Source organism: Synechococcus sp. BIOS-U3-1, assembly GCF_014279975.1.
In the GTDB taxonomy this organism is placed as follows: Bacteria; Cyanobacteriota; Cyanobacteriia; order PCC-6307; family Cyanobiaceae; genus Synechococcus_C.
In genome coordinates this window covers 231,613-245,831 of record NZ_CP047936.1, presented here as the reverse complement: position 1 = coordinate 245,831, position 14,219 = coordinate 231,613, and the positions used below count along the sequence as shown (strand labels likewise).

The window sequence follows — 14,219 nt, the reverse complement described above, 5'->3', positions numbered from 1 at the left end:
ACCCTATGGTCGATGAGTGCTGAACTGGATGTAGAAGCAGAGGGCTTTGAGCACTTCGGGTTGCATGAGCGGATTAGCCCTCATCAACACTGCATTGGAACTTCACATCATCCCAAGTCAACTCTGAGTTGGCTGCATTGCAACCCTGATGGCGCCAGCTATTCCCTGACATCGGATCAAAGACACAGGCTGAGAAACAGTCGCTATGTCGTCGGCACATGGGTCTGGGAAAGCCAGCAACTTCCGGCCAGCTGGCACCAAGCCTTGAACTGGATTGATCAGCTTTGGGTGCCCAGTGGCTACGTGCAGGATCTTTTGCAGCATTACACCAACAAACGCGTACACGTGGTTCCCCACCTCGTCGGCAAGCCCAGATCAGCAGGGTCCCCTACGAAGCGACAACGCCAAGTGCTTTATATCTTCGATGGGCACAGTTATTTGCATCGCAAAAATCCACATCTATTACTGGAAGCCTTCGCCATCAGTGGGCTTCCTGAGCGAGGTTGGAAGCTGATTCTGAAGACACGGAACCTCGGTGAAGCGGGCGGAGAACCAACAATCCTCAACTATTTGCGACAACGGCTCATTGAACTTCAGAAGCTATGGCCTGAACAAATTCAACTTCTCGATGCAGTCCTCGATCGACAGAGCATCAGTCAGCTGCTCAGAAGCAGTGCCATCTATGCCTCACCTCACGCCAGTGAAGGATTTGGCCTCACGATTGCAGAAGCCATGGCCCATGGTTGTCTCACAGCTGCGACCGACCATGGCGGCTGTCGCGACTGGCTAAACACTGAAACTGGTTTTCCCGTGCCTTGTCAACTGGAAGCTATCCGCAATGGTTACGGCATTTACAAAGAAAATAGTGTTTGGGCCAAGGTTGAACCTGAGCCGCTGGCCGATGCATTACGCCAAGCAGCAGAGTTACATGACAATCAACCATTCCTTGCCGACGAAATCCGTCAGGCAGCGAGCAATGCAATCGAACAGCAGTGCGGATCGAAGGCAGTTGCCTCAGCCATTCGCCATGCCCTGAGCACAGTGCTGTGACGCAATCAGATTCACAGAGTGGGCTCGAGCACATCCACCAAATACTCCGAATATTGAGCCCCCGGTGTCGCAGCGACGCTTGGCAACCCCCTCCACCGGAGACAACTCAGCTGGTGAGCTTCCTGCTCGATGCACCATTGCCTTCGCAAGAGCCAATGGATAGGCAGGCCTTGCTGCACACCCTGATGGAGCACCAAGAGAACTCATGGGAACTTCTGGTGCCAGGCCCAGAACCCCACTGGATCGAAGCCTGGAGGCCTTGGCTGAGCGGGGCAATCAGGGTGTTTCCCAAACACACAAGCAAAAGCCTGCAAGAAGTCAGTCGAATCGTCGCTTGTGGCCACTGGCTGTTCCCTGTGCAGCTCCAGACCACCTGGAAACCAACACTTTTGGAACAGATCAGCAGCTTCAGCAAATGTTTTTCAGCCAGTCGCTGGCTACTTGGTTCTGGTTCAGCGTGGCTGCAATCTCGCGAGGCCCTTTGGCATACCGATGAAAACAACAGCGTCATGCTACTTCTCGATGAAATTGTGCATGAGCCAGGCGCCTGGAGCATTGATCTACCGACATTAGGAGTGCCTGCTTTACCCAAAGAGTCAAATGAAAATCAGCTAAAGATTCATGCATTACCACTTAGAAATTCCCTCCCAAAATTCGACTTGGAGCAGAACCAAAACATCTTCAATACTTTGCTTCATGAAGACTGGCCACTCATAGTCGTAGCCGATCAAAGAGACAATCCCTGCTGGCTCTTAATCGACGACATCTGGAAGCAGCAGCTGGGCGGAGACTTCAACTCAAATCCATCATCACTCTTGCAGCGCGCGGAGGCCATCGGCGTGCCGCCACGACTCTGGCCACACAAGTCAGATCAACAAACCACTCAGATTCCGAGCCAACTTCAACAATTAACTGTTCATAATCGCAGACAGCATGGTCTCTTATTGCACCAACGCACTGGGGATGATTGGCCCGTCGCAGCAGAGGCTTGGAAACGATCGGGATTTCGTGTTATCCCATGGGGCAATGGACAACATAAGCTTCATGAGCCTGATCTCTCAAAAAAACTACGTTGGCTCACCTTTTTGAGGGCTGACAGCCTCATCAGCATCGACGATCTTGATCAATTGCGTACGGCAGTTTCTACTGAAACCAGCTCCGCAGCCATTCCAAACCGACTGGACCGTGGCACAGGATTGCAACTCACCAACACCTACTGGGGTTTAAACCCAAGTGGCGTCACCTGGAATGCACATCATCCCCTACCCCCTAAAAACACTTGGCTGAACGTCCCACACACCTGGCTGGCCATTAACACCGAGCCTCCTCCGAAGCCTCCTCCGAAGCCTCCTCTTTCTCGCTCGCAGAATTTCAAGCGAAGGCTGAAATACATCCTTCACTCCCTGCGCATCGATTGAAATCCTGGAATCTACGAAGAAAAGCAGACCGTGAAGCGATAGCTCATTTGGGATAACGATGTCTTCTTGCATCGAGACAACGGCCACGATCACCAGAGCATGGAGAATCAAATGAACACTGGTTGATTCGATGCAGGGTCAGGTGCTCCTGATCAGCCGAATCCTCCGACCGATTGGCTAATTCCTCGCTTGCCTGCACTCACTGTTCTCCTGCCAATTCACAACAGCTTTGAGGCGGTCTGCCGCTGCCTTCACAGCCTGCACAACGACACAAATCCTTTGGATGCGGCGATCACCAAGTTGGTTCTGATCAACGATGCCAGTACTGATACACGCATCTCACCACGACTCAAAGAATTCCGCAATCAAACGCCGCGGGTGGAGCTGATCGAGCAGAACACAAACCTCGGATACCTCGCCAGCGTGAACCGACAACTGGAGCGAGTCACAGGTGCGGTGGTTCTGCTCAATTCCGACACGGTCGTGACTCGAGACTGGGCCACGCGTCTGCAAGCAGGTGCGAAGCGTTACCCACGCCTCGGGGCGCTCACCCCCTTGAGCAACAACGCCACCTTCAGCACGATCAGAGACCCAAATGATCGCCGTCGTGCGTTGACGAGAGAGGATCTGCCGCGCATCGAAGCGCTGCTAGAAAAGCGAACAGGCTGTGATTACCCGCTGGCACCCACCGGGATGGGTTTCTGCCTGTTGATCACTGCACTGGCACGTTCGATCGCTCCCAAATTCAATGCCACCTTTGCGCCCGGATACGAAGAAGAAAACGATCTCTGCCAGACCCTTAGGGCCCATGGGCTGCAGTGCCGCATCGCTTCTGATGTCTATGTGCACCATGAGGGCGGAGAAAGTTTTGGTCCCGACAAAGCAGGCCTGCAGAAACGGCACTACGAGCTGATCCAGCAGCAACACCCTGCTTATGCCGCTCTGGTGCAGGACTGGTTTGAACGCCTGGATCAGCCCTATGACTTGCTGCCGGGGGCAAACAACTCCAAACCATTGCGTCTGCTTCTTGAAGCAGAGGTGCTGAGCCAGAGCCTCACTGGTGTGGTCCGTTATCTGGACACCTTGATTGAACTCCTGCACCCCTCAATCAATCGCGGCGATCTAAAAGTGAGTGCCGTGGTGAGTGATACCGGCACCCAAAAGCGCTACCAATCGAGCACCCCGCAGGTGGAATGGCTCACCGGTTCAGATCTAGATAGTCAAGGCCAGCGCTGGGATATTTATCACCTATGCCACGCCAACATTCCTTTTGAAGTTGTGCAACGGCGACGTCGTCACGCCAGCCGTCTGGTTGTCTCGCTCCACGACCTAATTGCTTTTGAGAACCCCAGCTACTTCGCTAACGGAGAAAGCTTCCTGAGCTACCGCCAGCAATTACGAGAACTGACCGGTCTGGCCGACCATGTGCTGGCTATCTCGGAGAACACTCTGCGCGATGGACTGGAACAGCTGCAACTAACCCATCAGCGCTGCAGCGTCTTCGCCAACCCTCTGTGCCACCTCCAAATCTCACCAGAACCTGAACAGAAGAACTGGCCACCGGCCGAACGCTTCTGCCTGATCGTGGGCACTGATTTCCGCCATAAGCATCTGCTCGGCTCCGTTGAGCTCTTCCGGGACGCGTTACTGCCACTTGATCCGCAGTTGAAACTCGTACTAGTGGGACCTGAAGTGGCACATGGCGGCTGCCTTACGGAGCTGAAGACTTTGCTCAACCGCGACAAGACGCTGGAGAGGGCCGTGCACATCGAAGGAGCTGTGAGTGACGCACGACTGACATCTCTCTATAAAAGCGCAGAGCTGGTGCTCTATCTCAGTCTGCAGGAAGGTTTCGGCTACATCCCCTATGAGGCGGCAATGCACCATTGCCCTACCGTTGTCGCCAACACCTCGGTGTACACGGAGCTGCCGAATTGGGTGGCGGTTGATCCCTATTCATGCCCCCGCACCAACTCCGTGCTGGCTCAATTGTTGAATGACCCCGCCTGTCGCAAGATAAACGTGCAGGTATGGCAGCAGCAACTTGCGTACGACCAGCAGCGCGATCACGCGCAGGAACTGCTGAGCGTCTACTGCCAGGTGCTAAACACCCCTAGGCACCCCTACGCCAAGTGGCTTGTAAAGCCGCAACTGGAATCAACTGCACCTCATGTTTCAGCATCACGGCTGAGACGCCTCGCAATACTTCTACCAGCGAGCGTCAAGCAAGGGTTGCGCCGCAGTCAACGCTGGCTCCAACAACAAAAGATTTAGTGCGCTGTGCGAGAGCTCAGCTCACTGTGCTGTTGTTCCAAGCTGATGGTCTGAAATGATCACTGAACTTTTGACTGAGACGCATTGTGGGACAACAAAGCAGAAAGCGTCAGCCCTCATGGATGCTGAGTTCTTTGCTGAGGAGATGTTGAGCCATCGCATCAATGGATTGATGCTCCTGCAGCCAGGAACGTCCAGCCCAGGCATGCTCCTGAGCCTCAGTTCTATGCGCCTCGATCCAACGCAATCGCTTCACCGCTTCCGACAAATTAGGCTCAGCCCAGTGCTGACCACGCGCATGGGGATACTGACCTGGCTTGACCGGAACAAGCTCATATCCGACAGGAAACGCTGTATGAGTATGAATGAAGTCCGTCACACCGCCATAATGCGTTGTGACTACTGGCCTAGCTGCCGCCAGTGCCTCCCCCGGACCAAATCCGACTCCTTCGGAACGGTGTAGAGACAAGAAAGCATCACAATTCAGCAACAGTTGATCCATCGCCTCTCGGCTGAGGGTCTGGTCCAGCAACTGCACACGTGAATCACATTGCACGCGGCGGCGCATCTCCCGGCGCACCGATCCACCGTGGCGGCCGCGCAATTTCACTGTGAGGCAGACATCAGCACGACCAGCAAACGCCCGCTGAAACACGTCCAATGCAGCAAAAGGATTCTTACGTGCGGGATACGAATCAAGATCGCAGTAGGTGAGCACAGTAAAAGGTGCTTCAACCCGCTCATCCTGAGCAGCCAGAACCAAAGAAGAGGGAGGTATTCGAATGGGCTGAGAGAAGAGCCACACTGACTTGCCTAGTGGCTTCAGGGCGTCGGCAATGAAGCTGGAAGGTGCCCAAAAAGCATCCACTTCGTCTTTCAGCAAAGAAAGACAGTCGACAGGCAAATGTTCAAGTTCCCAGGAGGGATAGAGCACTCTCCGCCTTCCTCGCAAGCCATGCAATGGTGCAAGAGCTACACGCGAAAGCGGCAACACCAGCATCACGGTGCCACCATCAGGCAACTCAGAAGACTTCGTGGCAAATTCCGTATCCACCAAGGGGCCTGCCATAGGCAGATCGTGAAACTGAACGGAGACACCTGCTGTATCGAATGTGTAGGCAAGGTTCCGTGCAGCCTGCCCAAGGCCAGTCGCCGATCCAAACGGACCAACCAGAGTGAGCGGTAACGGTCTCTGCTCTGATGCGCCAACAATGCATGGCACATCTCGGTCGATGAGTGTTTGAAGTGCGGAGAGCTCCAGTTGCTGGCTTTGCAAACGCCTCAGCGCATCCAGCAAAGCACTGCAATCCTCAGTCCAGGGCGATAGTCCCCGTTGTTTCAGAAGGTGTTGGTAACGCCTGGCACTAAAACCGGGAGCAGGCATCAAACCCTGAAGCCAGCCGCGTGTCAGGTAGTGAAGTAGCGGGCCCAGCTCACCCAGCAAAGAATCTCTGCATGCGCTGGAGTACCACCGACCATCAAACAAACCAGAACGCTGCAGAAGCCGGCGACGGTCCAAGCTCCCCAGCCGCCATTGACCGAGCGTCCATAACAGCGCAAGCCCCAACTTCAGCTTCAAAGCACGGGCTATCAGCGTGAAACTGTTCAACACACTCTTAAGGACGTTGTTCCAGCCGGCGCCTCAGACGCCATTCCAAGGCAAGCATCTCATCGGGTTCAAACACGACTCCTGCTGTGACCTCAAATTGGTAATGACTGTGCATTCCACTAGAGCCCTTGATGTGTAAACCCCGCAAACTGCGGCATCGCTCTCGCCAGAGCTCTAGGTCAAAGCCAACAGGCCAGGGTTCTTGCGGCAGGATCACTTCAACGTTGCGAAAGCTCTGATGAATCAGAGAAAACAGTGTGGCAGTCAGAGACTCCAATGAGCAGTCAGGAGCAAGACGAACATTGCAGCTCAGAAGCAGAGGATCTCCTGCCTGCAGTGGTGACTGAAGCAAGGCCGCGCAAGTTTCAGCCATGATGCTTCTGCTCCAGATCAATACGCAACATTGGAGGAGCAAAAAGGCCACTCACCAAACGCGTACCTGGTGTGGAAGTAATCAACACACAATCATTGAGCCAGCAGTGATTGACATGTTCCACACGTCCACCGCTAGCAATCGCCACCGTGACGACATATTCACCGGCGGCAAGCCATGGCCATTCCAACTCAAACACAGCCTCCAAACATTCTCCAGATGGCACAGCCATTTCGGCATGCACTCCATTGCCAAAGGTATTTTCCCCAAACAGAACCTGTCCCAACCGATCCAACACAGCGAAACCAATGATCGGTGAACGCAAGGTTTGCAGCACGCGCCCTTGAATCCTCAAGCGACAGACACTGCCACCCCTCAAAAAGGCGAGGGGCTCTCCACGGCGATCTTCAAAACCGACCTCGAGCACTTCACAACAACCATCGGTGTGGGAACTGGGGCTTCCGCCCGTGAATGAACCGCAGCAGAAATCCATAGGAAGCAGCTCATAGTTGACAAGCTCTTGGCGGGCGTCGTGAACCAGCCCCCCTCCCAATGCAGGATGCTCTGGGGAGGAGCTCGTTGCAGTGAGCATTGAGCGGTCTATTGAGAGCTCAGGGGGATCAGTTTCTTCCTTCGCCTGTGTCTGCTGAGCCCCTGTCAAGCGCTGACAAAAGTTCACGTAATAAGGCATCACCTCAGGAGTAGACCCGATCTGCTGGAGCGAACCTTCGTGCAACCACAGTGCCCGATCAGTGAGCGCAGCTACCGATGCAGCGTCATGACTGACCAACAACAATGTGCGTGTTTCACGGCAGTGGTGAATAAAACGCATGCAGCGCTGGGTGAAGACAGCATCACCCACCGCGAGAGCCTCATCAATCACAAGCAGATCTGCGTCAGCCTGAGTTACCACCGCAAAGGCCAAGCGCAACTGCATGCCGCTGGAATAGGTCTTGACTGGCTGATCGATGAACTCTCCGATGTCAGCGAAAGCGAGGATGTCATCCAATCGCTCCAGGGTCTGCTGCGTCGAAAGACCGAGCAAAGAAGCATTGAGAAACACGTTCTCCCGACCACTGAATTCGGGATTGAAGCCACTGCCCAACTCGAGCAACGCCGCGACTCGCCCCCGGGTGATCACGCTTCCAGCAGTGGCCGTGAGAGTGCCGCAGATCAACTGCAACAACGTGCTCTTTCCACTGCCGTTACGGCCAATAATGGCCAGTGCCTCTCCCCGTTGAGTGACAAATGACAGCTCGCGAAGAGCCCAAAACTCACGGTAATAACAACGTCGACCACACCATAAAGACTGTTTCAGACGGTCTCGCGGAGAGTCATAGATCCGAAAGCATTTGCTAAGGCCATTCACCTCAAGCACAATCTGCTCATCGACCATCGGCTACCTCAACATCCACGCCTATCCAAATCAGGTCAGCTAAACCTGACGAGGTTTGAGAAAAACAAGATCCAACTCCAAGGCCAAACCTGGCAAGGGATCAGCCAAAGAGTGCAAGGGTAACTCAGCTCATGACCAACAAGAGTCAACTCCCATGGTAGATGACACTTCAGAGTGGTTGGTATCAAACCTAAACGCTGAAAAGCAAGTGCCAAAACACCCCGCAAACAAAAACTTCAAATCCAGAGGGGTCACTTAACAAGCGTAATCGTGTCAAAGTTTTGAGGAACTCACAAAGCAAATGAACTCAGAAAAAAATAATCGCTTTTACGCAGATTTTGAAGCGAGGTTTCGAGGCCCGAGAAGCATAATTTATCAACGCCTTAAGTGCTATCTGCCGTTGCTTGAACCACTAAGGGAGCATGTCCAGACTTTTTCTGCTCTCGATCTGGGCTGTGGCAGGGGTGAATGGCTCGAACTGCTTGAGGCTCAGGGAGCCTCAGCACGAGGAATCGATCTTGATAGTGCACAACTGGAGAGCTGTCACAAGCGCGGACTTAAGGCAAGCTGCAACAACGCATTGGATGAATTAAGAGCGCTAGAGGAGAACAGCCAAACACTCATTACAGCATTTCACCTAGCAGAACATCTTCCCAACGAAGAGCTAAGGCACCTCATCCAAGAAGCCCACAGGGTGCTGATTCCAGGCGGCCATTTAATATTGGAGACCCCAAATCCTGACAATTTATGCGTTGGGAGCAACACTTTTTACCTAGATCCCTCCCACAAACGCCCGCTACCGGCACAACTACTTCAATTCTTAGTTCAACATGGCAGCTTTCAAGATGCTCATATCCTGCGATTGCAACATGATCAAGACTTATCGCAACGCAAATCAATCCTTCTTCGTGATGTCCTTCAAGGCGTCAGTCCCGACTATGCAGTGGTAGCAATCAAGGGTGGGGTTCCCCATCTGAGCGAGACCTTAAAGAGCAGCGCAAAGGCATTTGGCGGAACCACTCTCAATGATCTATGCCATCGGTTTGATCAGCAACAACAGCAACTTGATCAGCAACAACAGCAACTTGATCAGCGACAACTGCGTCTTTTTGATGAGCACAACCAGCTCAAGGCGCGGCTAAAGCAACTTGAACGACAGCATGAAGACTTCCAAGCCGAACTAAAGCAAGAGCGATTCAATCTTCAGATGGTTTTGAAGAGCAGATCATGGCGACTCACCAAACCATTACGAGTAATAATAGACCTGCTAAAGCGATGACCACAATTAGCAATCGGCTCGCGAACTATCGACATCACCAACAACGGCTAAATAGGGACCCATGACATAAAGCAACCAGACAACACAACCAATTCTTGATAATTAACGATCGAGCAACCTGGGAGAGACGATCAGCTCTATAAACATCGAGAAATCGAGCGGGAAAATAGGCATACTTCTTATGGAGCAACGTCAATCTCGCAAAGACATTCCAAAGCTAAAAAATGTTGAATAAATCCCAATTTTAACCCTGCAAAATGCCGACAACATCCTGAAAGTCTTCGAGAGCAAGACGATGCTCATCACCCTCAGCATGAAGGGGCTTGATTAAAAATTGACTAACCTCCGCCTCCTGATCACCGATCACGACAGCCCAGGCAGCACCACTGCGATCGGCGCGCTTGAACTGCTTGCCAAAGGCCGCCCCAGAGTCATCAATCTCTACAGAAAATCCTGCGTCTCGCAACTTGCGCGCCAGCACCAAAGCGGACGCTTCAGCTTTTTCGCCGCGGTTGACGAGGTAAAAATCCGGAACATTGCTGGTCGTGAGCCGTGACGCCACCCCATCTGGATCCGCTGACGCCGCGGCCTCGAGCACTAACAACAGACGCTCCATGCCGAGAGCCCAGCCAATAGCTGACGTGACCGGACCTCCAAGCTGTTGAACCAGACCGTCGTAGCGACCTCCACCACAGACAGTGGCTTGAGCGCCGAGCTGATTACTGGTGATCTCAAAAGCGGTATGACCGTAGTAATCGAGTCCACGCACGAGACGTTCATTAATCGAGAAGGGAATTCCCATGGCAACAAGAAAACTCTGCACCGCTTCAAACCGCTGAGCACTGTCAGCACAGAGAGCATCAAGAAGCGTGGGCGCGTCTGAAAGCAACTCCTGGGTCTGCGAGTTCTTGCTGTCGAGGATGCGCAAAGGGTTGGTGGTAAGTCGTTGCTGCGAATCAGCATCCAGATGGTCGGACCGAGCTTCGAGCCAGGCAACCAACTGATCGCGATAGCTCTGACGATCTTCTGGTGTTCCGAGACTATTGATCTGCAGGTCAAGGCCACAGAGCCCGAGAGATGCCAACAAATCCCAGGCCAAAACAATCACCTCCGCGTCGCTACGAGCAGAACTGACACCCAGCCACTCAACACCGATTTGATGAAACTGGCGCTGGCGACCCGCCTGAGGCCGTTCATACCGGAACATCGGACCGCCGTACCAAAGCTTCTGGGCGCCTTGGCTGAGAAGACCATGCTGAACGGCGGCACGAACCACAGAGGCTGTTCCTTCAGGTCGGAGCGTGCAGGAACGATCCCCTCGATCCTGGAAGCTATACATCTCCTTGCCCACCACATCGGTGGCCTCGCCAATCCCTCTGGCGAACAATTCTGTGACCTCAAGGATCGGCGTGCGGATCTCCTTAAACCCAGAACGTCCAAAATGCGCCCTAGCTATTGCTTCCACCGCCTGCCAGCGATGAGTTTGGGCAGGCATTAGATCCACCATGCCGCGCAGGCTCTGCAGCTGAGTCACGAAATCCTCGAAACCACTGATCAGTCTGCCCCTCAGTTATCGCTCATGCGAAAATTTTTGCCATAGGTTCTAGCCAATGTCACAGCTGTTGATCACAGGAGGCGCAGGCTTCATCGGCAGCCACACCTGTCTGGTGCTGTTGCAAGAAGGGCACGACCTAATCGTTCTGGATGACTACAGCAACAGCTCACCGGTGGCTCTTGAAAGAGTGGTAGCACTGGCCGGGCTACAGGCTTCTGGAGAGAGAAGCAAAGAACGCTTGCAGCTCATCCAAGGCGACATCCGTGACATCACTTGCCTGGAGAAGGTGTTCATCGATGCCCGCAACGCTGGCAAGCCGATCGAAGCGGTCATTCATTTCGCCGGGCTGAAAGCCGTTGGTGAATCGGTGCGTGAACCGCTGCGTTATTGGGACGTGAATCTGACTGGCAGCCGCTGTCTGCTGGCAGCCATGAACACCCATGGCTGCCGCACCTTGGTGTTCAGCAGCAGCGCAACGCTCTATGGCTACCCAAAAGACGAACCGATCCCAGAATCAGCGCCCATTCAGCCGATCAACCCCTACGGCCACTCCAAAGCAGCGGTTGAACAGCTCTTACACGATCTAGCCTCCAGTGCTCCCAACCAATGGCGCATTGCCTGCCTGCGTTATTTCAATCCCGTGGGAGCGCATCCCAGCGGCAAGATCGGAGAAGATCCACTGGGTACCCCCAACAACCTGTTCCCCTTCGTGAGTCAGGTGGCCGTTGGCAGGCGCAAATCTCTCCAGGTGTTCGGAGGCGACTGGCCCACCAGCGATGGCACCGGTGTTCGTGATTACATCCACGTGATGGATCTGGCGGAAGGCCACCGAGCTGCTCTCGACTGCATGCTCGCTGAACCAGCACAACTGCTCACCCTCAATCTGGGCAGTGGCCAGGGTGCCTCTGTGCTGGAGGTGGTCCGTGCCTTTGAACGCGCTAGCGGTCGCCCAGTGCCCTACGACGTGGTGGCTCGACGCAATGGAGATGCAGCCATCACTGTTGCCGATCCCGCAATGGCTTTTCAACGGCTTGGTTGGCAAACGCAGAGCGGCCTAGACGAGATCTGCCGTGACGGCTGGGCCTGGCAGTCGGCCAATCCAACGGGCTACAGCGATCAAGAATGAGCGGTCTTGTGCTGGCTGGTGGTGGGCACAGTCACGCACTGGTCTTGCGGCGCTGGGCCATGAAGCCCAGCAAGCGCCCCAATCAACTAATCACGCTGGTGAGCCGCACGAGCACCGCTTTGTATTCAGGCATGGTGCCTGGGCTGATTGCAGGGGTCTATCAACGCGACGAGGTGGCAGTCGACCTGCGCGACTTGGCCGATCAGGCCGGCGTGGCGCTGGTGGTGGCCGAGATCACCGGTCTGGATCTCCAAAACCAGCAACTGCAACTGAATCAACGCCCGGCACTCCCCTACGAGCACCTCAGCCTCAACCTGGGCGCCGTGACGTCAAGCAGCCCAGCGCCAACTCCAGGACTAGTGCCAATCAAACCGCTGGAACCAGCACTGGCCTTTCTGGCCGACCAGGACGAACAGATGGGCAAGCCGGCTAATGCAAGCTCGCCTTTTCAGGTGGTCGGCAGCGGCCTGGCTGCAGTGGAGACAGTCTTAGCTCTGAGGCAGCGATGGCCAAGGCGTCCTCTTCTACTGCGCATCCACCCGGCAAAGCTGAAACCAGTGCTGAAACGGGCGCTGCTAGAAGCATCCATCCAGCTCATTGAAACGCGCAACCTAGATCCAACCAATCAGCTTGAAACCGCTGCAGGGCTGCTTTGCACTGGCAGCCAAGCACCCCAGCGGCTGACCTCCAGCGGCCTGCCCTGCTGCCCAAACAGCGGTCGGATCCGCACCGAAGTAAGCCTTCAGGTGATCGGACAGCCCAATCTCTTCGCCGCAGGCGACTGCGCTCTGATCGATGCACAACCCCGTTCCCCATCAGGAGTTTGGGCCGTACGGGCCGCCAAACCATTGGCCCGAAACCTGGAAGCCGCTTGCAATGGTCAACCTTTACGAAACTGGCGACCCCAGCGACAGGCACTGCAACTGCTGGGCGGGTTCAACAAGGGTCAACCCACAGCTTGGGCACTACGGGGCTCAGCTCTGCTCGGCCCTCATCCACTGCTATGGCGCCTCAAAGCGATCATTGATGCGCGCTTTATGGCGATGTTTCGGCACAGAAGATCCATGGACAGCGCCGAAACAATGGCCTGCAGGGGCTGTGCGGCCAAGCTTCCTGCTGGGCCCCTGGAGAGTGCTCTGCAGCAGGCCGGCATCGCAACGCTTGGCACAAACCCGGAAGATGCCGCAGTGCTGCCGTTGGGTACCGCCGCGGGCAGCGCTCCTGTGCTGCAAAGCGTGGATGGTTTTCCAGCCCTGGTCAGTGATGCCTGGCTGAACGGACGAGTTACGGCCCTGCATGCCTGCTCCGATCTCTGGGCCTGCGGTGCGCGGGTGCTAGCAGCCCAGGCCGTGGTCACCCTTCCCGAAGCCAGTGAGTCAGCTCAGGAAACCCTGCTGGCCCAGACGCTGGCCGGGATTCGCTCCGCCCTTGATCCCCAGGGCGCCCAGCTGATTGGTGGTCACACCTTGGAGGCTCGCGATGGCCTGGTCCAGCCGCCGCTCAGCCGAGCGGTGCAGATAGTGCTGAGCGTCAGCGGCCAAACCGTTGAAGCCTTCTGGCCCAAAGCAGGGCTTCAGGCTGGAGACAGACTGCTGCTCAGCAGGCCGCTGGGAACAGGAGTGCTATTTGCCGCGGCCATGGCCGGTGCAACTCCAGCTCCAGCTTTGGATTTAGCCCTCGAACAAATGGGCAGGAGCCAGCACGTCTTGCTGGAAGAGCTTCTAGCTCTGCAAACCAAACATCCAAATGCCATTCATGCCGCGACCGACATCACTGGCTTCGGGTTGCTGGGGCATCTGGACGAAATGCTGCGTAATACTGGCCTGAACGTGGTGCTCAACGGCCACGAGATCCCTGCACTCCCAGGAGCTCTTTCGCTACTGGCCAAGGGCTATGCCAGCAGCCTGGCCCCCGCTAACCGACGAGCCTGGAGATTGCTGGACAACGGATCCGTGAATCTGCAGTTGGCCGGAATCGATCCAGGTAGTAAGCAGCATCAAGCCCTGCTGGAGCTGCTAGTGGATCCGCAGACCTGTGGACCGCTGCTGATCAGCGTTGAAGCAGATATCGCCCAGCAGCTAACGACTCAACCGCAAAGCCCATGGACAGACATCGGCAGCGTGCGATCGCGCTGATTCA

10 protein-coding genes are annotated in these 14,219 nt (G+C 55.1%); 6 read left to right on the top strand and 4 right to left on the bottom strand.

The window, feature by feature from the left end:
• The first annotated feature begins 12 nt into the window (after window positions 1–12).
• From SynBIOSU31_RS01085 to SynBIOSU31_RS01075, 3 genes are all read left to right on the top strand, one after another.
• Window positions 13–1,050: a glycosyltransferase family 4 protein gene (locus SynBIOSU31_RS01085; RefSeq protein ID WP_186491455.1), complete on the top strand. Its 1,038-nt coding sequence runs from the start codon at window positions 13–15 to the stop codon at window positions 1,048–1,050.
• A 113-nt stretch (window positions 1,051–1,163) separates the two neighbouring features.
• Entirely contained in the window at window positions 1,164–2,468 is a 1,305-nt protein-coding gene (locus SynBIOSU31_RS01080) for a hypothetical protein (protein ID WP_186491453.1), read from the top strand.
• A gap of 189 nt (window positions 2,469–2,657) precedes the next feature.
• Entirely contained in the window at window positions 2,658–4,742 is a 2,085-nt protein-coding gene (locus SynBIOSU31_RS01075) for a glycosyltransferase (RefSeq protein ID WP_186491450.1), read from the top strand.
• Window positions 4,743–4,851: 109 nt separating this feature from the next.
• On the opposite strand, the gene SynBIOSU31_RS01070 is transcribed toward SynBIOSU31_RS01075, so the two are convergent.
• The 3 genes from SynBIOSU31_RS01070 to SynBIOSU31_RS01060 are packed head-to-tail and all read right to left on the bottom strand — an operon-like array spanning window position 4,852 to window position 8,120.
• Entirely contained in the window at window positions 4,852–6,351 is a 1,500-nt protein-coding gene (locus tag SynBIOSU31_RS01070; RefSeq protein WP_186491448.1) for a glycosyltransferase, read from the bottom strand.
• A 7-nt stretch (window positions 6,352–6,358) separates the two neighbouring features.
• Window positions 6,359–6,724: a hypothetical protein gene (locus tag SynBIOSU31_RS01065; protein ID WP_186491446.1), complete on the bottom strand. Its 366-nt coding sequence runs from the start codon at window positions 6,722–6,724 to the stop codon at window positions 6,359–6,361.
• A complete protein-coding gene (locus SynBIOSU31_RS01060) occupies window positions 6,717–8,120 on the bottom strand; it encodes an ABC transporter ATP-binding protein (protein ID WP_186491445.1) in 1,404 nt (467 codons plus the stop codon). The genes SynBIOSU31_RS01065 and SynBIOSU31_RS01060 overlap by 8 nt, the downstream gene beginning before the upstream one ends.
• Before the next feature lie 400 nt (window positions 8,121–8,520).
• On the opposite strand from SynBIOSU31_RS01060, the gene SynBIOSU31_RS01055 reads away from it, so the two are divergent.
• Window positions 8,521–9,399: a class I SAM-dependent methyltransferase gene (locus SynBIOSU31_RS01055; RefSeq protein ID WP_186491444.1), complete on the top strand. Its 879-nt coding sequence runs from the start codon at window positions 8,521–8,523 to the stop codon at window positions 9,397–9,399.
• A gap of 244 nt (window positions 9,400–9,643) precedes the next feature.
• On the opposite strand, the gene hisS is transcribed toward SynBIOSU31_RS01055, so the two are convergent.
• A complete protein-coding gene (gene hisS, locus SynBIOSU31_RS01050) occupies window positions 9,644–10,933 on the bottom strand; it encodes a histidine--tRNA ligase (protein ID WP_186491442.1) in 1,290 nt (429 codons plus the stop codon).
• A 76-nt stretch (window positions 10,934–11,009) separates the two neighbouring features.
• On the opposite strand from hisS, the gene galE reads away from it, so the two are divergent.
• On the top strand, window positions 11,010–12,080 hold the full coding sequence (gene galE / locus SynBIOSU31_RS01045; protein ID WP_186491440.1) for a UDP-glucose 4-epimerase GalE: 1,071 nt from the start codon (window positions 11,010–11,012) through the stop codon (window positions 12,078–12,080).
• The gene (gene selD / locus SynBIOSU31_RS01040) at window positions 12,077–14,215 is read left to right on the top strand and encodes a selenide, water dikinase SelD (protein WP_186491439.1); all 2,139 of its coding nucleotides are present in this window, start codon (window positions 12,077–12,079) and stop codon (window positions 14,213–14,215) included. Before galE ends, selD begins: the two co-directional genes overlap by 4 nt.
• Window positions 14,216–14,219 lie beyond the last annotated feature (4 nt).